Raw genomic sequence first — 17,999 nt, forward strand, 5'->3', positions numbered from 1 at the left:
GAGACGAAGCATGACCGCACTCCAGCCGATCGACCGGCTCGACACGCATGATGTGTTCAACCAGGCGCCGCCGTTCGAGAATATGAACCTGTTTACCGGCGACCGGGCGCTGGTCGATGCGGTGAACAGCGCAGGCGCGGGCGCGCATGGCGCCCGGCTCGCCGCGCTCGGGCAGCGCTGTGGTTCGGCCGAGGTGATCGAATGGGGCGTCGAGGCGAACCGCCAGACTCCCGTGCTCGAAACCTATGACCGCTATGGTCACCGCGTCGACGAGGTGCGCTTTCACCCCGCCTATCACGACCTGATGCGGCTCGGGCTCGATAGCGGCTTTGCGGCATCGGCTTGGGACGGCAGCGCACGCGGCCATACGCTCCACGCGGCGATCCTCTTCCTGACCGGGCAGGCCGATTCGGGCACAAGCTGTCCGATGACCATGACCTATGCCGCCGTGCCGGCGCTGCGAGCCGAGCAGGCGGTCGCCGACGTCTGGGTGCCGCGCATCGCGGCGGGCCGTTACGATCCCTCCGTCCGCCCGGCTGCGGACAAGGCCGGGGTGACGATCGGCATGGCGATGACCGAAAAGCAGGGCGGCAGCGACGTACGCGCCAACACGACGCGCGCCGAACCGACCGGCGAAGCGGGCTGGTACAGCCTGACGGGGCATAAATGGTTCTGTTCGGCGCCGATGTGCGACGCCTTCCAGACGCTGGCCTATGCGCCAAGCGGACTGACCTGTTTCCTTGTCCCGCGCTGGCTGCCCGACGGCACCCGCAATGCGGGGTTCCGCGTTATGCGCCTGAAGGACAAGATGGGCGACCGGTCGAACGCCTCGTCCGAAATCGAATATCATGGTGCGCTGGCCCAGAGGCTGGGCGCCGAAGGGCGCGGCGTCGCTACGATCATCCAGATGGTCCAGCATACGCGCCTAGACTGCGTGATCGGTTCGGCGCAGCAGATGCGCGGCGCGCTTGCCCAGGCGCTGTGGCACACGGCCCATCGGTCGGCTTTTCAGAAACGGCTGATCGACCAGCCCGCAATGGCGGCGGTGCTCGCCGACCTTGCCGTCGAAAGCGAGGCGGCGACGGCGCTCGGCTTCCGGCTGGCGCAGGCGTTCGACGAAGAGGATGCGCTGACGCGGCTGCTGACGCCGATTGCCAAATATTGGGTATGCAAACGCGCGCCGGGGCTGGTTTACGAAGCGATGGAAGCGCATGGCGGCGCCGGCTATGTCGAGGCGGGGCCGATGCCGCGGCTGTTCCGCCAATCGCCGCTCAACGCGATTTGGGAAGGATCGGGCAATGTCATTGCGCTCGACGTGCTGCGCGCCATCGCGCGCGAACCAGAAGGGGTGGCGGCGCTTCAGGATTTTCTGGCGGCGCAGCGCGGACGCGACGCCCTTTATGATCGCTGGGTCGAGGACATCGACCTAACGCGCGCCGACGAAAGCAGCGCGCGGTTGCTCGTCGAGCGGCTGGCGCTTGCGGCGCAGGCCGCGATCCTGATCGGACAGGATAGTCCGATTGCCGAGGCCTTCTGCCGCCTTCGCCTGAGCCCACGTGGCAGCGCCCATGGCGCGTTCGATGCAGCCGTCGATGCGCGCGCGATCGTCGACCGTGCGATGCCCGCGGCATGAGCGTGCGGATCACCAACGACGGCGCGGTGCGCACCGTCACCATCGACCGCCCGGACTGCCGCAACGCGGTCGACCCGGCCACCGCCGACCTGTTGCGGCAGGCGTTCGCCGACTTCGACGCCGACGACAGCGCCGCGGTCGCGGTGCTGACCGGCGCGTCGGGCCATTTTTGCGCAGGCTTCGATTTGAAGGCGGTGGGCGCGGGCAACGAGCGATACCAACCCGAAGGCGTCGGGCCGATGGGGCCGTCGCGCATGTTGCTTTCCAAGCCGGTGATCGCGGCGGTCGAAGGCTATGCGGTTGCGGGCGGCCTTGAACTCGCGCTGTGGTGCGATCTGCGCGTGGCGTCCGCCAGCGCGATGTTCGGTGTCTTCTGCCGCCGGTGGGGCGTGCCGCTGATCGATGGCGGGACGGTTCGCCTGCCGCGCATCGTGGGACAGGGGCGCGCGCTCGACATGATCCTGACCGGGCGCCCGGTCGATGCGGCCGAAGCGCTCGCAATCGGGCTTGCCAACCGGGTCGTGGCGGACGGGCAGGCGCTGGCAGCCGCGCAGGCGCTCGCCGCCGAGATCGCGCATTTTCCGGCGCTGTGCATGCGTACCGACCGCATGTCGGCCTATCGCCAATGGGATTTCGACCTTGCCGACGCGCTCCGGTTCGAAGGGCGCGAAGGCGCCGCGCCGTTGCGCGCCGAAGCCCGGAAGGGGGCGGCGCGCTTTGTCGACGGGGCAGGGCGGAGCGGACGCTTCGACTGATCGCGTGACGGTCCGCCGCGCCTGCTATTTCCGGCATCCACAAAGCGACCGCACCGGTATAGATTGCCGCCGACGGCTATTCCGGCGCGGGAGGGTGAGCGATGCGGTTTCGGGTCTTTGCAGGTGCGGCGTTGAGCGCTGCCGTGATTCTGGCGGTGCCGGCGGCAGGCAAGGCGCCGCGCAAGGGCAAGGCGGTGGCCGACTGCCCCGCCGACCCCGCGCTGCCGCCCGATCTGGCCGATTGGGGGCGGATGAGTTCGGCCAAGACCATCTATGCCTATGGCGAGGCGCGCGCCGCCGACTGGCCGTCGCTCGGCGCGGCGCGAACGGGCCTGTTGCTCCATAAGGCCGAAAGCCTGCGCTACTGGATCGCGCCCGAGCGGCGGCAGGATGTGTTCAAATTCGGCGGCATGATCCCGGTCGAGGTGAAACGGGCCGGCCGGCTCGTGATCGCGCTCGACGCGGGCGCCTGGATCGATCTGGTACGCGACGGCAAGGCGCAGCCGGCGGCGGCGCACGGCCATGGCCCCGCCTGCTCGGGCATCCGCAAGATGGTCGAATATGACGTGACGCCGGGCCGCTACCTCGTCCAGATCGTCAATGCACCCGAACAGTCGATCCGCGCGATGGCGGTGCTGCGCGACTGATCGGGCATAGCGGAACCGGCGCGCGCGGTTTCGATCGCGTTTCGCAGATCAGCGTTGCGGCGCAAGACTTTCGAGCAGCGTGCCGCGCGCATCGCTTGGCAGCGGCTTGACGCCGATCAGGCGCATCAGAAGCGGATAGACTTCGATATTGTCGACCAGCCCCACGTCGCCGCGCAGGCCGCTGCCATAGGCGATGAACAGGGCGCGCATGTCGGGGTCGTCATTGTCATAACCATGCGCTCCGCCCATCACCGGGTAGGCCGGCTTGCCCGCGACGATCGTCCAGCCGTTCTCCGCGATGCAGATGATCGCCGCGACGCGCGGATTGTGCCCATAGTGAAGGCGTTCCGGCAGAGCCTCGCGGCGGCGGCAGGTCATATGGTCGTGCGGCTTCAGCAGCGCGTCATAGACCCGGTCGTCGGTGCCGGCGGCGGGTTCGATCGCGGCATAGGGGCCGGTCTCCACCGCGATGATGCTCGGCAAATCGATCAGGTCGGCAAGGTCGACGATCCGCGCGTCGCTGATCGCGTGCATGCCATGATCGGCCACGACCAGAAGCCGAACGGGCTGGTCGAGGTCTTTCAGCCTCGACAGCAGGTCGCCGATGCGGGCATCCACCTCGGTCACCGCGGCATTGAGTTCCGCCGAGTCCGGGCCGAAATGATGCCCGGCAGTATCGACGGCGTCGAAATAGAGCGTCACGAAGGCCGGGCGGATCGCGCGCGGGCGGCGCAGCCAGTCGAGGACCGCGTTGACGCGCTGCACATTGCTGATATTTTCATCGTAGCGCAGCCAATCGGCCGGACGCACCTCGTGGATCGCGACCTCGCTGCCCGGCCAGAACATCGTTGCCGTTCGCACCCCGGCCTTTTGCGCCGTCACCCACGCGGGTTCGGCCTCGTCCCACCAGAAGGGGTCGAGCGCCTGCTTCGCATTGCCCAGGCTGAAGCGTTCGGCGGGACGCCGCGGGTCGATCATGTTGTTGCCGACGATGCCGTTGGTGTCGGGGCGTTTGCCGGTGACGATCGCATAATGGTTGGGGAAGGTCTTGGTAGGGAAGGAGGGGCGGAGCGCGCCCCGCGCGCCCTCGGCGGCGAGCTTCGACAAATTGGGTGTGATTCCGCGGTCAAGATAGTCGGCGCGGAAGCCGTCGATCGAAATCAGGATGGTGACGGGCGCGCGCTGTTCGGTGTTCGCTTCGGCGGCATGGGCATAGGGTGACGCCAGCGAGCAAAGTGCGGCGATCAGGATCATCAGGCGAGTCATGGTCATCGCGCTAGGATGGCCGCGTGACAACCGCGCGACAAGCTCATTGCGCTTTGCCGCGCCGGTTCGGCCACATCCATGCTTGCAATCGCGCTCTTGCCATGGTGCACCCGGTTTCATCCGAAACCACGGACGAAATGAAGGGGACGCGTTCATGAACAGGGGTTTGATGGCGGCGCTGCTGGTCGGCGCAGCATGTCTGGCCGTGCCGGCGACCGGGCAGGGCGGCGACGACACCAATCGTATCATCGACGAAGGCTATAATCGCAGCCAGGTGATGCAGACGGCACAGGAAATGACCGACGGTATCGGTCCACGCCTGACCAATTCGCCCGCCATGCGCCGGGCCGAAGCCTGGGCGATCGGAAAGTTCGAAGGCTGGGGCCTGTCCAATGTCCGCCGCGATGGCTTTGAATTCGGCCGCGGATGGGAAATCCTGTCGGTCAGCGCACGTATGGTCGCGCCGCGCCCGCTCGCGCTGACCGCCATTCCGATTGCCTGGACGCCGTCGACCAACGGACCGGTGACCGCCCCGATCATCGTCGCGCCGATGTCGAAGGAAGAACATTTCGCCGAATGGAAGGGCAAGCTCGCCGGCAAGATCGTGCTCGTGTCGCTGCCGGGCGATGGTGACGAGCCCGACAAGCCGGCCTTTCGCCGCCTGAGCAGCGACGACATCGGCAAGCTCGACGAGTTTCGCCAGCCCAAATATGATCCCGATGCGCTCAATCGCCGGCTGGAGCGCGTGACGTTTGCCGAAAAGCTCGATGCCTTTCTGAAGGCCGAAGGCGCGCTGGCGATGGTCCGGCAATCCTATCGCGACGGCAAGCTCGTCCATGGCGAGGGCTATAATTACCGCGTCGGCCATTCGCCGACGCTGCCCGGCATCGAACTCGCCGCAGAGGATTATCGCCGCCTGGCACGGCTCGCGAAAAGCGGGGCGCCGCCGCAGCTCGAGATCGATTCCAACGTCCGTTACGACGACAGCGACACGCGCGCCTATAATATCATCGCCGAAATTCCGGGGACCGACCCCAAGGCCGGCTATGTCATGGCCGGCGCGCATTTCGACAGCTGGGTGGCGGGCGACGGCGCGACCGACAATGGCGCCGGCAGCGCCGTCGTGATGGAGGCCGCGCGCATCATTCGCAAGCTCGGCATCCGGCCCAAGCGCACGATCCGCTTCGTCCTGTGGAGCGCGGAGGAGCAGGGGCTGCTCGGGTCGCTCGCCTATGTCGACAAATATATAGCGGCGCGCCCCGGCCCGACCGAGGGCGAGGACGGCAACGCGCTCTATTATGGCTGGCCGAGCCGGTACCCGATCACGCCAAAGCCCGGTTACGGGGACCTCAAGGCCTATTTCAACATGGACAATGGCTCGGGCAAGCTGCGCGGCATCTATGCCGAGGGCAATGTCGGCGCGGTTCCGATCCTGCAATCCTGGCTCGCACCCTTTGCGAGCATGGGCGCGGGCAAGGTCGTTGCGGGGCCGACGAGCGGCACTGATCATGTCTATATGCAGTCGGTCGGGGTGCCTGGGTTTCAGTTCATCCAGGATCCGCTCGATTATGGATCGCGCACGCACCACAGCAACGCCGATACCTTCGACCATCTGAAAGCCGACGATTTGCGCCAGGCTTCGGTCGTGATGGCGGGGATGCTCGTCACGGCGGCGAACAGCGACAAGACGCTGCCGCGCTTCCCGGTGCCGACGCAGCCGACGCCCTATGATCCGTTCAAATACAAGGACCCCAACGACTGAGCGACGGGTATCCGCCGGGGTCAGGCCATCTTGATCCCGGCGATGCCGTTGTCGACGACGCCCGTCGCGCGTTTCGACAGCGTGCCCAGCGGCACCGTCACCTTGTCGACGACCATGAAGTGCGTCTGCCACGCATCGCGGTTCACATCGCACACGACATAGCCGCGCTGGTCATTGGCGAATTTGAGTTCGGGATTGAGCTTCAGAAACTGGTCGGTGCCGGCGCGCAGATCGCTGCCGTCGCCGCCGCTGCTGATCGAGGTGGCGACGAATTCTGCGCCGACGACCTTGTCCTTAAGCACCAGATCGCCGCAGAAATTCTGATGCTCGTCGCCCGTCAGTACGACGCAGTTCTTGAGACCGGCGAAGCGCGACAGTATGCGTTCGCGCGGCGCCTCATAGCCCGCCCAGCTGTCGAGGTTGACGATCTTTTCGGGCTCGTCGGCCTTGCGCCGCCGGTCGAGCGACATCATCGTCACCTGCTGCGCGATCGCGTTCCACGTCGCGCCGCCTTGCGCCAGGTTTTTCGCCAGCCACTCTTCCTGCGCCTTGCCGAGAATTTGCGCATTCTTTGCAAAGACATCGGGGCAAGCGGGTTTGAACCCGTCGCCGCACGGCTGGTTGTCGCGATACTGGCGGGTGTCGAGCACCTGCATCGCCATCAGGTCGCCATAGCGGAATTCGCGGTTCGCAGCGATGAAGCCGCCGCGCGGCAACAGCGCCTTGCGCACCGGCATATGTTCGTACCACGCCTGGAAGGCGGCTTGCCGGCGCAGCATGAACACTTCGGGCGGCGGAGCGTCGGGATCGTTGCCGTCGAGCCCCATCTTCCAGTCGTCATAGACCGACACCCAGTCGTTGCGGATTTCATGGTCGTCGAAGGTCGAGATAAAGCCGTGCGCCGAACGCGCCGCCTGCATGTCGATGTCGAGCAGCGTCTGGGTATAGGCGGTGCGGAAATCGCTCAGATCCTGAAGCCCGCGGAGCGCATATTTGCGCACCGGCCGGATCGGCAGGCCGCTGTCGTAAAGATAATCCTGCTGATATTCATAGATGAAGTCGCCATAATGGTAGACGAAGTCCAGCTCTTCGCGCGCAAGATGGCGATAGGCGCCATAGAAGCCCGATTCATAATGCTGGCAGCCGCAAACCCCGAACTTGACCTGATCGGTGCGCGCGCCGGTCGCGGGCAGCGTGCGGGCGCGGCCGCGCAGGCTGCGTTCGCCGCCAGCGGTGAAGCGGTAATAATAGGGGCGGCTGGGCTGCAGCCCGGCAACCTCGACATGGACGCTGTGGCCAAGCTCGGGGCGCGCCAGTTCGGTGCCGTTCGCGACGACCTTGCGAAAGCCGCCGTCCTCGGCGACTTCCCATTCGACCGGAACCGGAACCAGCGGCATGCCGCCGTGCGGCGCCATCGGGTCGGGCGCGAGGCGGGTCCAGATGACGAAACCGTCGCTCGCGGGATCGCCGGCGGCGACGCCGAGGCTGAACGGGAAATCGCGAAAGAAACCGGCCTCGGCGCGCAATATCGCCGGGGCGGACAAGCCGGCAAGCGTGGCGGTGGCAAGGAAATTGCGGCGCGAGAACATGGCGGGACTCCGGGGGGAAACGAATCGTGCTCCCCAGATAGACTAGTCATGCGTCACATCAATGATCTTGGCGGTGGGGTCAGAACCAGAAGCGGACCCCAGCGACGAAGCTGGACCGCGACGGATCGTCGTCCACGGCGCGCGCCAACTGCGCAGAACGGCCGATCTTGCCTTCCCAGACATAGCCCAGATAGGGCGCGAATTCGCGGGCGATCTCATAGCGCAGGCGGAGGCCCAGCTCGGCACTCGACAGCCCGGCGCCGATGCCCTGTTCGCGCACGTCCTGAAGCGCGAAGTTCAGTTCCGCCGCCGGTTGCAGGATCAGGCGCTGGGTGATGCGCTGGTCGTAGCTGCCTTCGATGCGGGCGGTGACATCGCCCTTGTCCGACAGGAACAGCGCCGCTTCGACGTCGAACCAATAGGGGGCGAGTCCTTCGACGCCGACAACGGCGTAAGTGGGCGAGGGGCCGGGGCCGACATCCTGACGCAGCCCGGTCTGGAGATCGAAATAGGGGCCGATGGCGCGGCTCCACAATAGCTGCCCCTCGCCGCGGTCGAACGCGCCGCCGAAGGCGCCTTCGCCCTCACTTTTGATGACGAGCTTGTCGATGTCCCCCCCGAAGCGGGCTTCGCCGTCCCAGCTATAGGTGGTTTCGCCGGAGCCGACGCGGACTTCTGCTTGATCGAGCATGATTCTGGAAATGCTGCCGCCGCCATGCTCCGCATAGAGCCGGGCGCGGACGGGTGCCATCGCGTCGGCGCCGAAGATCGCATCGGCGGCATCGACGCGCGGCGCGGGCGGCGGCGGCGCGTTGCCGACGGGCGGCGAGGGAGGCGGGGCTGTCGTGGGCTCGCCGGGGGTGCAGTGCCCCATGGCGGCGTGTTCGGGCGGACAGCCGGGGGACGGGGGCGGCGCAGGCATGGCGCAATGGCCCATCGCCGCATGTTCGGGCGAGCAAGGCGGCGATGGGGGCGGCGGCGGAGGCTCCGCCTTCGGCATCGTGCAATGGCCCATGGCGGCATGTTCGGCGGTGCAGCCGGGCGCCGGCGCGGAGACGGTGTGCGCCATCGCGTCGGGTTGTGCGGCCAGCAACAGGAGTGCCATTGGAATCATGCCGCATCCTCCGCCGCGCGCACCGTCACGACCTGCATCATCCCGGCGTGCATGTGATAGAGGAGGTGACAGTGAAAGGCCCAGTCGCCCGGCGCATCGGCAGTCAGGTCGAAGGTCACCTTGCCGCCCGGCTGGACGTTTACCGTATGCTTGCGCGGGGCATGGTCGCCCTTGCCAGTGACCAGTTCGAAGAAATGACCGTGCAGGTGGATGGGGTGCGTCATCATCGTGTCGTTGACCAGGGTCACGCGCACGCGCTCGCCCAGCGTGAAGGGAATGGGTGCGGTGACCTCGTTCATCTTCACCCCGTCGAACGCCCACATATAGCGTTCCATGTTGCCGGTCAGATGGATCTGCATCTCGCGCGACGGGACGCGGGTATCGGGGTTGCGATCGAGCGCGACGAGATCGCGATAGGTCAGCGCGTCCGCGACATCCTCCAGCCCCTGTCCGGGCTCACCGGTGCGATCGACCGGCATCGGCGAGATCGACTGGACAGCGGGCGTGTCCTTGACGCTCGGCGCGCCTTTCATGTCGCGCATGCCGTGCCGCATCGGTTCGCCCGGCGCGGTCATCCCATGCCCCATCGCGCCATGGTCCATGCTCATATCGCCCATGCCCATATCGCGCATCGTCGCGAGCGGACGGGCGCGCAGCGGCGGAACCGGCGCGGTCATGCCGGGGCGCGGGGCGAGCGTTGCGCGCGCCATGCCCGATCGGTCGCTGTTCTCGGCGATGATGCTGTAGGCGCGGTCTTCGGGCTCGACGATCACGTCATAGGTTTCGGCGACCCCGATCTGAAATTCGCCCACTTTCACGGGACGGACGTTCAGGCCGTCGGCCTGCACCACGGTCATCGCAAGTTCGGGCACGCGGATGTTGAAGGTCGTCATCGCCGACGCGTTAATGACCCGCAGCCGGACGCGTTCGCCCGCAGCGAACAGCCCGGTCCAATTGTCGGCGGGACCGTGACCGTTGACGAGATAGGTATAGGCCGCCGCGGTCACATCGCTGATGTCGGTCGGGTCCATCCGCATCGCGCCCCAGGCGACACGGTCGTTCAGCGGCTGGTCGCGGCCCGCGATCAACCCCGCGAGCGTCTGCTTGTTGTGGTTGAAATAGCCGCCCATCTGCTTGAGCTTTTTGAAGATCCCGTGCGGGTGCAGCGCGCTGTGGTCGGACAGGACGATCACATGCTCGCGGTCATAGGCGACGGGATCGGGATCGGCGGGGTCGATGACGATCGGGCCGTAATGGCCCATCTGTTCCTGCAGCCCCGAATGGCTGTGATACCAATAGGTGCCCGACTGCCGCACCGGAAATTCATAGGTGAAGGTCGCGCCCGGCGCGATTCCGGGAAAGCTGATGCCCGGCACGCCGTCCATATGAAAGGGCAGGATCAGCCCATGCCAGTGGATCGAGCTATCCTCGTCGGGCAGGACGTTGGTGACGTGCAGTCGCGCCGTCGTGCCTTCCTTCAGCCGCACCAGCGGCCCAGGAATCGTCCCGTTTATGCCGATCGCATGGCTGGTCCTGCCATCGACGCTCAGCATCCGGTGCGCGATGCTCAGGCGGATATCGGCGCCGCCGACCGTCGGCAGCCCCGACGCGATCGGTTGCGCCCAGGCTGGCAGCCACGGGACAAGCGCCGCCGCTCCGCCTGCCGCTAACAGCGAACGGCGGCCGATCGCGCCGCTCATGCGATGGCTCCGCGCAGCATCCAGAGCGCCATCGCGATCATCATCAGATTTTCAGTCAGCGACACGAAGCCCAGCGGCACCTTGCTGCTGCCGCCGACGCAGGCGCATTTGATATCGCGGCGGTCGATATAGACCGCCTTGAAGACCGACACCGCGCCGATGACGGCGATGAACAGCGCGACCGGGATCGACAGCCACGGGAGGGCGTGCGCGGTCATCAGTACCCCGGCCAGCCCCTCGGCAAAGGGGTAGACATAGGAATAGGGAACCCAGCGCCGCGCGAGCAGGTCATAGTTGAGGAACATCGTCGAGAAGCTCTCGACGTCCTGCAGCTTAAGCAGCGCCAGGACGATCATGCTAAAAGAGATGAACCATTCGGCGGCGCGCAGGGTGAAGGGGCTGCCGTAGGCGGCGAAGCTCGCGGCGAGCGCCATCAGCGCGGTCATCGCGAACAGTGCGATCACGGGCGTATAGCTCGTCGCTCCCGGATCGCGGACGGCAAGGCCGAAATGGCGGCGCAGATCGTCATAGCCGCCGATCCGGCGGCCATCGATAAAGGTCTGCGGCGTCGTCTTGACGCCATGTTCGGCCTTGAACGCGTCGGTTTGCGCGCGCGTCTCCAGCCAATGATCGTCGACGGTGAAGCCCTTTCGTTCGAGGTGATGCTTCGCTTTCAGGCCATAGGGACAGATATGCTGTGGCATGACCATGCGGTAGAGGGTTGCTGTCTGTGTCATGCCGCCTGTATAACCTCCGTACCATGGTACGGAGTCAAGCGATGCAGCTTTCGATCGGAAAACTGGCGGAAGCGGGCGGCGTCGGGGTCGAAACGGTCCGTTATTATCAGCGCCGCGGGTTGATGACGACGCCCGCTCGCAGTGGCGGCGAGGGGTGGGGCGCCGGCATCCGTCGCTATGATGCCGACGATGTCCGCCGGCTGAAATTCATCCGGTCGGCACAAGGGTCGGGCTTCACGCTCGAGGAAATCGCCGAGCTGCTGGAGCTTGAACAGAGCGACGATCGTGCGCGGGTCCGCAGCCTGGCGCGCCAGCGCATCGCCGCGCTCGACGCCAAGATTGCCCAGATGAGCGAAACCCGCGCCGCGCTTGCGCGGCTGGCGGACCAGTGCGCCGCGACCGACAAGGGCCCTTGCCCGATACTCGCGGCATTCGAGCCCTGATGTCATCGCGCGGAGCGCAGCGACGACGCAATCGCCCGCTGTCGGCCGTGCGCAAGGTCGATGGCTGGAGATTGCCTCGCTTCGCGCGCAATGACGAAGTTTCTGGGCGCAGCGCGGCCTAGCTGTGCAGGAAGTGCATGACGTCGCCGTCGTGCACGACATAGGCCTTGCCTTCGGCGCGCAGCTTGCCGGCTTCGCGCGCCTTGGCTTCACCGCCCAGTGCGACATAATCGTCATAGGCGATGGTTTCTGCGCGAATGAAGCCCTTCTGGAAATCGCTGTGGATTTCGCCCGCGGCCTCCGGCGCGGTCGCGCCGGTATGGACGGTCCATGCGCGCGCTTCCTTCGGGCCGACGGTGAAGAAGGTCAGCAGGTGGAGCAGCTCATATCCCGCGCGGATCACGCGCGCGAGGCCCGTTTCGTGCAGCCCCATCTCCTCGAGGAACATCATGCGTTCTTCGGCGTCCATGCCGACAAGCTCGCTTTCGATCGCTGCCGAGACGATCACCGCCTGAGCGCCCTCGGCCTTGGCGCGCGCGAAGACGGCTTCGCTGTGCGCATTGCCGGTCGCGGCATTCGCTTCTTCGACATTGCAGACATAGAGGACGGGCTTGCTGGTCAGCAGCTGCGCCTGCCGGAGGATGCGCTCTTCATCGGCGTCCTTCGGATCGGTCAGACGCGCGGGCTTGCCGTCGCGTAGCAGATCGAGCGCCTGGCCGAGCACCGATGCTGCGGCCTTGGCTTCCTTGTCGCCCTGCGCGGCCTTTTTCGCGAAAGCGGGAACACGCTTTTCCAGGCTTTCGAGGTCGGAAAGCAGCAGTTCGGTCTCGACCGTCTCGGCGTCGGCGACCGGATCGACCTTGTTTTCGACATGCTGGATGTCGTCATCCTCGAAACAGCGCAGGACGTGGATGATCGCGTCGACTTCGCGGATGTTGCCGAGGAACTGGTTGCCGAGCCCTTCGCCCTTCGACGCGCCGCGCACGAGGCCGGCGATATCGACGAAGGCGAGCTGGGTCGGGATGATCTTCTGACTGCCTGCGATCGCCGCAAGCTTGTCGAGCCGCGCGTCGGGCACCGCGACATTGCCGATATTCGGTTCGATCGTGCAGAAGGGATAATTCGCCGCCTGCGCCGCCTGCGTCTCGGTCAGCGCGTTGAACAGCGTCGACTTGCCGACGTTCGGCAGCCCGACGATCCCGCATTTGAAACCCATTTTCCTACCCTTTTAATCAAGCCGGCGGGCAAAGACGCGCACCGGCTGCAAATTCCAGTCGAGGCGCTCATAGAGGCCCGCGGCGGGATTTCCATCCCGAACCATCAATTCCACCTTCGGACAGCCCCGCGCCCGCAGCCAGTCGCAGCCGGCATCGAGCAGATCGCGCGCGATCCCGCTGCCGCGCCGGTCGGGGTGGACGCCCAGATAATAGACCCAGCCGCGGTGGCCGTCGAAGCCGACCATGATCGTACCGGCGATCGCGCCTCCCGCTTCGGCGAGCAGGATCGTCGCGGCGTCGTGGCCGAGCGCGCGGTCAAAGTCGGCGTCCGGGTCGTTCCAGGGCCGGGTGAGGTCGCAGCTTTGCCACAGGGCGACCGCGGCGTCGCGATCGGCGGGCGTCGCGGCGCGGATCAGCGTCATGGTTGCAGCCGCAGCGCCAGATCGTTCTGGAACCGCACGTCGTCGCCCTCGGCAAGCCAGCTCGCTTCGGCGGCGATCGCGCCAAGCAGGTCGGTCAGCGGTTCGATCTCGGTCTTGTGGTAATTGCCGAGGACATGGCCCGTCACGCGGTCCTTGTGCCCCGGATGACCGATGCCGATGCGGACGCGGCGGAAATCGTCGCCGATATGCTGGATCATGCTGCGGATGCCGTTATGTCCGGCCGCGCCGCCGCCCTGTTTGACCTTCACCTTCATCGGCGCAAGGTCGAGTTCGTCGTAGAAGGCGGTCACGTCCTGCGGCGCAAGCTTGTAGAAATCCATCGCGGCGCGCACGCTGCGACCGCTTTCATTCATGAAGGTGCCGGGCTTGAGCAGCAGAATGCGGGTTCGGCCGATGCGGCCGTCCTGCAGCCAGCCCTGAAATTTCTTGGCGGGCGGCGCGAATTGATGAGTGTCGGCGATTACGTCGATCGCCATGAAGCCGACATTATGCCGGTTCATCGCATATTGAGGCCCGGGATTGCCGAGGCCGACCCAGAGCTGCATTGCGGTGCCTTTCCCGGGTCCGATGGAAACGCCCCTCCCGCCGGGGAGGGGCGCATCCGGTAAGCGTTAGGCTTCGCCTTCGGCGGCTTCGCCTTCGTCCTTCGTCGTGTCGCCATCGCTCGACTTGAGCGCCGACGGAGCGACGATGGTCGCAATCGTGAAGTCGCGATCGCTGATCGCGCTCTCGACACCCTTGGGCAGAGCGACGTTGCTGATGTGGATCGAATCGCCGACGTCGAAGCCGGTGACGTCGATGCTGATTTCGTCGGGGATCTTGTCCGCTTCGCAGACGAGTTCCAGCTCGTGACGAACGATGTTCAGCACGCCGCCGCGCTTCAGGCCGGGCGAGGCTTCTTCGTTGGCGAACACCACCGGCACTTCGACATGGACCTTGGCGTCCTTCGAGATGCGCAGGAAGTCCGCATGGATCGGGCGATCCTTGACGGGATGAAAGGCGACGTCCTTAGGCAAGGTGCGGACGGTCTTGCCGCCCACTTCGATCATCACGACCGAGTTCATGAAGTGACCCGTCATCAGCTGCTTCATCAGCAGCTTTTCTTCGACGTGGATCATCAGGGGTTCTTCGTTGCCGCCATAGACGACGGCGGGGACGCGGCCATTGCGACGCAGGTCACGCGAGGCTCCCTTGCCTGCACGTTCGCGCGTCTCGGCCGTCAGCGTCAGCTGATCGCTCATATCATTTCTCCGAGAAACAGTTGCACATATCCGCCACGCCTCCAGGGATGACCATGGCGGAAGCGCGGGCGCATAGCCGGGAACCGGCGGAAAGGCAAGCGCGATGCGGGAAAGGGGGATCGGATCGGCGAAAAGGGGAATGTCGGTATCGCATCCCGTCTTGCCGCCGGGCTATTGCACCCGCACCACCCGGTATCCGGCCGCTTCCAGAGCGGCGGGAACGCCGTCAGCGCCCACCAGATGTCCCGCACCGACCGCGATCAGCACCGTGCCGGGTTTCGCCATGCGCTGCTCCACCCACTTGGTCCAGCGCCGGTTGCGATCGGTGATGATCGCGGCGCGCGCGGCCGGGACCGCGTCGACATCCTCGTTCACCACCTTTTCGAGTGCGGCGACGTCGCCGCGCGCCCAGGCGGCGTTCATCGCCTTCACGTCGGCGACGCCGCTTGCCGAATTGGCGAGCGCGCGCGTCAGCAGGCGGCGCTGCGTTGCGGCGTCGAGCGTTTCGAACAGCGTCAACTGCCCCCGCGCCGTCTCCAGCCCGCCGATCGGCTTTCCGGCGTCGGAAAAGCGCTGCGTCAGCCGGGCTTCGACGCCATTTTCGGGCGACAAATCGGCCTGCTGCGCGACACGCTGGCCCATCAGCACCAGGATTGCCCAGTCGTCGAGCGCATCGCCGCCGAAACCGCTGCCCGCGCCTTCTATCTTGCGATAGGCGGCAAGCGCTGCCGGATCGAGCCGGCGCTCCATCGCCAGTGGCGCGCTGCGCGGTGCAAGTTCGCGGAACACGTCGCCCGCTGCTGCAAGCTGATCGGGCGCCAGTTCGAGGACCAATTCGTCGGCCGCCGCAATCGCCGCGCCGACCTTCCCGCCGTCCCAGCGCGTGCCGGCGGGAAGCGCGTGCATCGAGCCGAGCAGGAAGATGCGCGTGTCGGCGTCTTCGACCAGCCACATCGCCGGATGCGCTTCGGTAACTGGCGTCGCAGCTTTGCAGGCGAGCAGCAGCAACGGCAAAAGGGCCGCCGCGGCGCGGCGACCCCAGGACCGAAAGGCAAGGGCGCCCCGCTGCCTCACTGGATGCGCGTCACCTTCAACCCGCGCTCCTTGAGATAGTCCTGCACGCTCTTTGCTCCCGCCAGATGGCCCGCGCCGACCGCGACGAAAATGGTGCCCGGCTGCGCCATGCGCGCCTCGATCTGCTCGGCCCAGCGCGCGTTGCGGTCCCACAGCAGGGTTTTGGCGACGTCGGGCGTTTCGGCAAGCCCCTCGTTCATCGTTTCGGCGAGCGCAGCCGGATCGCCGGCCCCCCATTGCCCGACCATCGTGTCGAGCTGCGGCCCCAGCTTGTCGAGATCCTTGACCATGACGTTGAGGAAGGCGATCTGGCTGGACATGGGCAGGGCATCGAAAAAGCCGAGCTGTTCGCTGAGCGTTTCGAACCCGGAGATCGGCTTGGCGGCCGCCTTTGCCGCATTGCTCAACTGCTTTTCGGCGCCCTCTTCGGGGTTGTAGCCTATTTTGGTCAGCGGCAGCACCGACAGGGTGATCCCCGCAAACCACGGCTTGAAGCCGTCGAAGCTGGCGGGCGGCAGGCCCAGGCTGGTCATCGCCGCCTGATAGGCCGCAAGCGCTGCCGGATCGAGCCGCGCAGAAAGCGCCGTTCCGCTCTGGTCCAATGCCAGCGCCATCGTTTCCTTCGCCACTTCATTCTGATCTTCGGGCAGCACGAGTTCGAGTTTGAGTTCGTCCGATTTGTCGAACGCGTCTTTCACGGCGCCGTCGAACCAGCTCAATCCGGGCTTTAGCACATGCACGGTGCCGAACAGATAGACGGTGGTGTCGTCGTCCTTCACCGCCCACAGCGCGGGTTTGATCGCGGTCGTCGTTGCCGCCGCGGGCGCGGCAGCTTCCTGCGCCGCGGCGCTATTGTGTCCCGGCACGACCGCGCATTGGGCGAGGGGAATGATCGCGCAGCTCAGCGCAAGTTTGCGGAAGAAGGAGGTCATCGGGCCTGCTTTCGTTTCAAAAAGGGGAGGGGCAAGAGGTTCGCTGATAATCAACGATATTTGAACCAGAGATAGACGATCAGGTTGACGGCGAGCGTCAGGACAAAGAGCGCCATGGCATCGACCGGCGGCGCGAGGCTCGCGCGGGCGGCGACCCACCACACGGGGCAGGCGATCACAAAGGCATGGAAGCCGGCGACGCTTCCCAGATAATAGGCGTGGCGTTCATGATCGTCGACTGCGCGGAAATAGAAGAGGCTGGCGACGCTCATCCCGACAACCCAGATCGCCGAGACGATGATCGCCGTTGCGGGAGTCAAGGGCGCGTCGCTTGCCAGATCGCCGGACCCCTGCGCAACCTGGAGGGTCAGCGCAACCCCCGCGCCAAGGCTCATCGACGCGACCATCGTCACCCAATAGAGGCGCTTGCGCGGCGACCAGCCGGCCCAGGCTTCGCGGTTCAGGCGGATATAGAGCGCCATACCGGCCAGTGCGAGGACGAGCGCCGCCACCGGGCCCGCCCATGTCGGCAACGGCTGGCCGCCGGTTTCGGCCAGGCCGTCGCTATTACCGGCGAAAGCGCCGGCAACGGCTCCGGCGATCATGATGATGGCAACCGGCCACAGATAACCGGGACCGGCGCGGCGTTCCTTCGGCATGTTCGTCATCATTCCTGTCCTGCAAAACCGTCGTCGAAAATCTCTTCGATCGGCATTTCGAATAGTCGGGCCAGCTTGAAAGCGAGCGGTAAAGACGGGTCGTATTTCCCTGTCTCGATTGCATTTACTGCCTGCCGCGACACGTCGAGCCGGTCGGCCAGTTCGGCTTGGCTCCAATTGCGCATTGCGCGGAGGACTTTCAGTTTGTTGTTCATCGGCGCCTCGCCAATAGGATCCCTTCGGGCCTGCATATAGTCACAATCGCTATCCTTTTGTCAGCCGATCGAAACGCGATGCCCGCCCGCGGGGATTTTCGGGATCAAGAGGCTGGAGCGCCGCCGCGTCGGGCCGCGCTCCAGCTCAAGTCGCCTGCCGACACCGGGGAGCATCGACGCGGACGAAGCCCGATGGAGGGGATCAGCGGCCGGGCTTGATCATCAGCAGCGCCAGCTGGGTACCGCCGTCGGCGCGGGCAATGGCGCGTTCAATCTGCGGCTTTGCGGCGGCGAGGGCAGTCGCCATGCAGGCATTTTCCGAATTGCGCGCGGCAAGACCGCGAGCCGAGGTAGCGCAAATCTGGCGGGCAGCGCTGTGAACGCGCGATTCCAGCCGCTCGCGTCCCTTGGCGCTGGTGAGCTTGAGGTCGTCGATGCGGACGGTGGCGGTGGGCGCTTCATCGGCGGTCGCAGCGAGCGCGGGCGTGCCGACCAGAGCGAGCGAGAGGGCGAGGATGGTGGTGCGAGCGATCATGATGGGTCTCCTTGGGTGATGTCTTGGTCACGTCAAC

General features: G+C 65.9%; 19 protein-coding genes. 5 read left to right on the forward strand and 14 right to left on the reverse strand.

What is annotated here, in order from left to right; genetic code table 11:
* Window positions 1-10: 10 nt before the first annotated feature.
* From AOA14_RS13700 to AOA14_RS13710, 3 genes are all read left to right on the forward strand, one after another.
* Window positions 11-1,633, forward strand: a complete 1,623-nt coding sequence (locus tag AOA14_RS13700) for an acyl-CoA dehydrogenase family protein (RefSeq protein WP_062902198.1) — start codon at window positions 11-13, stop codon at window positions 1,631-1,633.
* Window positions 1,630-2,388, forward strand: coding sequence for a crotonase/enoyl-CoA hydratase family protein (locus tag AOA14_RS13705; protein WP_062902199.1), 759 nt, complete (start codon window positions 1,630-1,632; stop codon window positions 2,386-2,388). Before AOA14_RS13700 ends, AOA14_RS13705 begins: the two co-directional genes overlap by 4 nt.
* Before the next feature lie 101 nt (window positions 2,389-2,489).
* A complete protein-coding gene (locus AOA14_RS13710; RefSeq protein WP_062902200.1) occupies window positions 2,490-3,035 on the forward strand; it encodes a hypothetical protein in 546 nt (181 codons plus the stop codon).
* Window positions 3,036-3,083: 48 nt separating this feature from the next.
* Here AOA14_RS13710 and AOA14_RS13715 read toward each other — a convergent pair whose 3' ends face one another.
* Entirely contained in the window at window positions 3,084-4,301 is a 1,218-nt protein-coding gene (locus AOA14_RS13715; protein WP_202988488.1) for an alkaline phosphatase family protein, read from the reverse strand.
* Between the two features lie 154 nt (window positions 4,302-4,455).
* Here AOA14_RS13715 and AOA14_RS13720 point away from each other — a divergent pair, with 154 nt between their 5' ends.
* Window positions 4,456-6,063, forward strand: coding sequence for a M20/M25/M40 family metallo-hydrolase (locus AOA14_RS13720; protein WP_062902202.1), 1,608 nt, complete (start codon window positions 4,456-4,458; stop codon window positions 6,061-6,063).
* A gap of 20 nt (window positions 6,064-6,083) precedes the next feature.
* On the opposite strand, the gene AOA14_RS13725 is transcribed toward AOA14_RS13720, so the two are convergent.
* The 4 genes from AOA14_RS13725 to AOA14_RS13740 form a co-directional block, all read right to left on the reverse strand.
* A complete protein-coding gene (locus tag AOA14_RS13725) occupies window positions 6,084-7,652 on the reverse strand; it encodes an alkaline phosphatase D family protein (RefSeq protein WP_062902203.1) in 1,569 nt (522 codons plus the stop codon).
* Between the two features lie 79 nt (window positions 7,653-7,731).
* A complete protein-coding gene (locus AOA14_RS13730) occupies window positions 7,732-8,757 on the reverse strand; it encodes a copper resistance protein B (RefSeq protein ID WP_238929664.1) in 1,026 nt (341 codons plus the stop codon).
* Between the two features lie 5 nt (window positions 8,758-8,762).
* Window positions 8,763-10,466, reverse strand: a complete 1,704-nt coding sequence (locus AOA14_RS13735) for a copper resistance system multicopper oxidase (protein WP_082819939.1) — start codon at window positions 10,464-10,466, stop codon at window positions 8,763-8,765.
* Window positions 10,463-11,203, reverse strand: a complete 741-nt coding sequence (locus AOA14_RS13740) for a glutaredoxin family protein (RefSeq protein ID WP_062902204.1) — start codon at window positions 11,201-11,203, stop codon at window positions 10,463-10,465. The genes AOA14_RS13735 and AOA14_RS13740 overlap by 4 nt, the downstream gene beginning before the upstream one ends.
* 41 nt (window positions 11,204-11,244) lie before the next feature.
* On the opposite strand from AOA14_RS13740, the gene AOA14_RS13745 reads away from it, so the two are divergent.
* Window positions 11,245-11,646: a MerR family DNA-binding protein gene (locus AOA14_RS13745; protein WP_003044661.1), complete on the forward strand. Its 402-nt coding sequence runs from the start codon at window positions 11,245-11,247 to the stop codon at window positions 11,644-11,646.
* 118 nt (window positions 11,647-11,764) lie between these two features.
* Here AOA14_RS13745 and ychF read toward each other — a convergent pair whose 3' ends face one another.
* The 9 genes from ychF to AOA14_RS13790 all read right to left on the reverse strand — a co-directional run bounded on the left by ychF (window position 11,765) and on the right by AOA14_RS13790 (window position 17,962).
* Window positions 11,765-12,862 (reverse strand): redox-regulated ATPase YchF, encoded by a 1,098-nt coding sequence (gene ychF, locus AOA14_RS13750; RefSeq protein ID WP_062902205.1) that lies wholly within the window; start codon window positions 12,860-12,862, stop codon window positions 11,765-11,767.
* Between the two features lie 12 nt (window positions 12,863-12,874).
* Window positions 12,875-13,285 (reverse strand): GNAT family acetyltransferase, encoded by a 411-nt coding sequence (locus AOA14_RS13755; RefSeq protein WP_062902206.1) that lies wholly within the window; start codon window positions 13,283-13,285, stop codon window positions 12,875-12,877.
* Window positions 13,282-13,851 (reverse strand): aminoacyl-tRNA hydrolase, encoded by a 570-nt coding sequence (gene pth, locus AOA14_RS13760; protein ID WP_003044654.1) that lies wholly within the window; start codon window positions 13,849-13,851, stop codon window positions 13,282-13,284. Before pth ends, AOA14_RS13755 begins: the two co-directional genes overlap by 4 nt.
* 66 nt (window positions 13,852-13,917) lie before the next feature.
* Window positions 13,918-14,547 (reverse strand): 50S ribosomal protein L25/general stress protein Ctc, encoded by a 630-nt coding sequence (locus AOA14_RS13765; RefSeq protein ID WP_003044652.1) that lies wholly within the window; start codon window positions 14,545-14,547, stop codon window positions 13,918-13,920.
* A 171-nt stretch (window positions 14,548-14,718) separates the two neighbouring features.
* Window positions 14,719-15,621: a TraB/GumN family protein gene (locus AOA14_RS13770; protein ID WP_062902207.1), complete on the reverse strand. Its 903-nt coding sequence runs from the start codon at window positions 15,619-15,621 to the stop codon at window positions 14,719-14,721.
* A complete protein-coding gene (locus AOA14_RS13775; protein WP_062902208.1) occupies window positions 15,618-16,553 on the reverse strand; it encodes a TraB/GumN family protein in 936 nt (311 codons plus the stop codon). Before AOA14_RS13775 ends, AOA14_RS13770 begins: the two co-directional genes overlap by 4 nt.
* A gap of 50 nt (window positions 16,554-16,603) precedes the next feature.
* Complete coding sequence (locus AOA14_RS13780; protein WP_238929665.1) at window positions 16,604-17,224, reverse strand: hypothetical protein; 621 nt, start codon at window positions 17,222-17,224, stop codon at window positions 16,604-16,606.
* Window positions 17,221-17,427, reverse strand: coding sequence for a helix-turn-helix transcriptional regulator (locus tag AOA14_RS13785; protein WP_003044644.1), 207 nt, complete (start codon window positions 17,425-17,427; stop codon window positions 17,221-17,223). The genes AOA14_RS13780 and AOA14_RS13785 overlap by 4 nt, the downstream gene beginning before the upstream one ends.
* Window positions 17,428-17,629: 202 nt before the next feature.
* The gene (locus AOA14_RS13790) at window positions 17,630-17,962 is read right to left on the reverse strand and encodes a UrcA family protein (RefSeq protein ID WP_062902209.1); all 333 of its coding nucleotides are present in this window, start codon (window positions 17,960-17,962) and stop codon (window positions 17,630-17,632) included.
* Window positions 17,963-17,999: the final 37 nt, after the last annotated feature.

Origin of the sequence: Sphingopyxis terrae subsp. terrae NBRC 15098, assembly GCF_001610975.1 — a bacterium.
Taxonomy (GTDB): Bacteria; Pseudomonadota; Alphaproteobacteria; order Sphingomonadales; family Sphingomonadaceae; genus Sphingopyxis; species Sphingopyxis terrae_A.

Bases quoted from the DNA above. Each gene is read 5' to 3' on its own strand.
- AOA14_RS13705 (WP_062902199.1), top strand. From the start codon at position 1,630: ATGAGCGTGCGGATCACCAACGACGGCGCGGTGCGCACCGTCACCATC.
- AOA14_RS13780 (WP_238929665.1), bottom strand. From the start codon at position 17,224: ATGATGACGAACATGCCGAAGGAACGCCGCGCCGGTCCCGGTTATCTG.
- AOA14_RS13730 (WP_238929664.1), bottom strand. From the start codon at position 8,757: ATGGCACTCCTGTTGCTGGCCGCACAACCCGACGCGATGGCGCACACC.
- AOA14_RS13725 (WP_062902203.1), bottom strand. From the start codon at position 7,652: ATGTTCTCGCGCCGCAATTTCCTTGCCACCGCCACGCTTGCCGGCTTG.
- AOA14_RS13775 (WP_062902208.1), bottom strand. From the start codon at position 16,553: ATGACCTCCTTCTTCCGCAAACTTGCGCTGAGCTGCGCGATCATTCCC.
- AOA14_RS13710 (WP_062902200.1), top strand. From the start codon at position 2,490: ATGCGGTTTCGGGTCTTTGCAGGTGCGGCGTTGAGCGCTGCCGTGATT.
- pth (WP_003044654.1), bottom strand. From the start codon at position 13,851: ATGCAGCTCTGGGTCGGCCTCGGCAATCCCGGGCCTCAATATGCGATG.
- AOA14_RS13740 (WP_062902204.1), bottom strand. From the start codon at position 11,203: ATGACACAGACAGCAACCCTCTACCGCATGGTCATGCCACAGCATATC.
- AOA14_RS13720 (WP_062902202.1), top strand. From the start codon at position 4,456: ATGAACAGGGGTTTGATGGCGGCGCTGCTGGTCGGCGCAGCATGTCTG.
- AOA14_RS13735 (WP_082819939.1), bottom strand. From the start codon at position 10,466: ATGAGCGGCGCGATCGGCCGCCGTTCGCTGTTAGCGGCAGGCGGAGCG.
- AOA14_RS13755 (WP_062902206.1), bottom strand. From the start codon at position 13,285: ATGACGCTGATCCGCGCCGCGACGCCCGCCGATCGCGACGCCGCGGTC.
- AOA14_RS13765 (WP_003044652.1), bottom strand. From the start codon at position 14,547: ATGAGCGATCAGCTGACGCTGACGGCCGAGACGCGCGAACGTGCAGGC.
- AOA14_RS13790 (WP_062902209.1), bottom strand. From the start codon at position 17,962: ATGATCGCTCGCACCACCATCCTCGCCCTCTCGCTCGCTCTGGTCGGC.
- ychF (WP_062902205.1), bottom strand. From the start codon at position 12,862: ATGGGTTTCAAATGCGGGATCGTCGGGCTGCCGAACGTCGGCAAGTCG.
- AOA14_RS13785 (WP_003044644.1), bottom strand. From the start codon at position 17,427: ATGAACAACAAACTGAAAGTCCTCCGCGCAATGCGCAATTGGAGCCAA.
- AOA14_RS13715 (WP_202988488.1), bottom strand. From the start codon at position 4,301: ATGACTCGCCTGATGATCCTGATCGCCGCACTTTGCTCGCTGGCGTCA.
- AOA14_RS13700 (WP_062902198.1), top strand. From the start codon at position 11: ATGACCGCACTCCAGCCGATCGACCGGCTCGACACGCATGATGTGTTC.
- AOA14_RS13745 (WP_003044661.1), top strand. From the start codon at position 11,245: ATGCAGCTTTCGATCGGAAAACTGGCGGAAGCGGGCGGCGTCGGGGTC.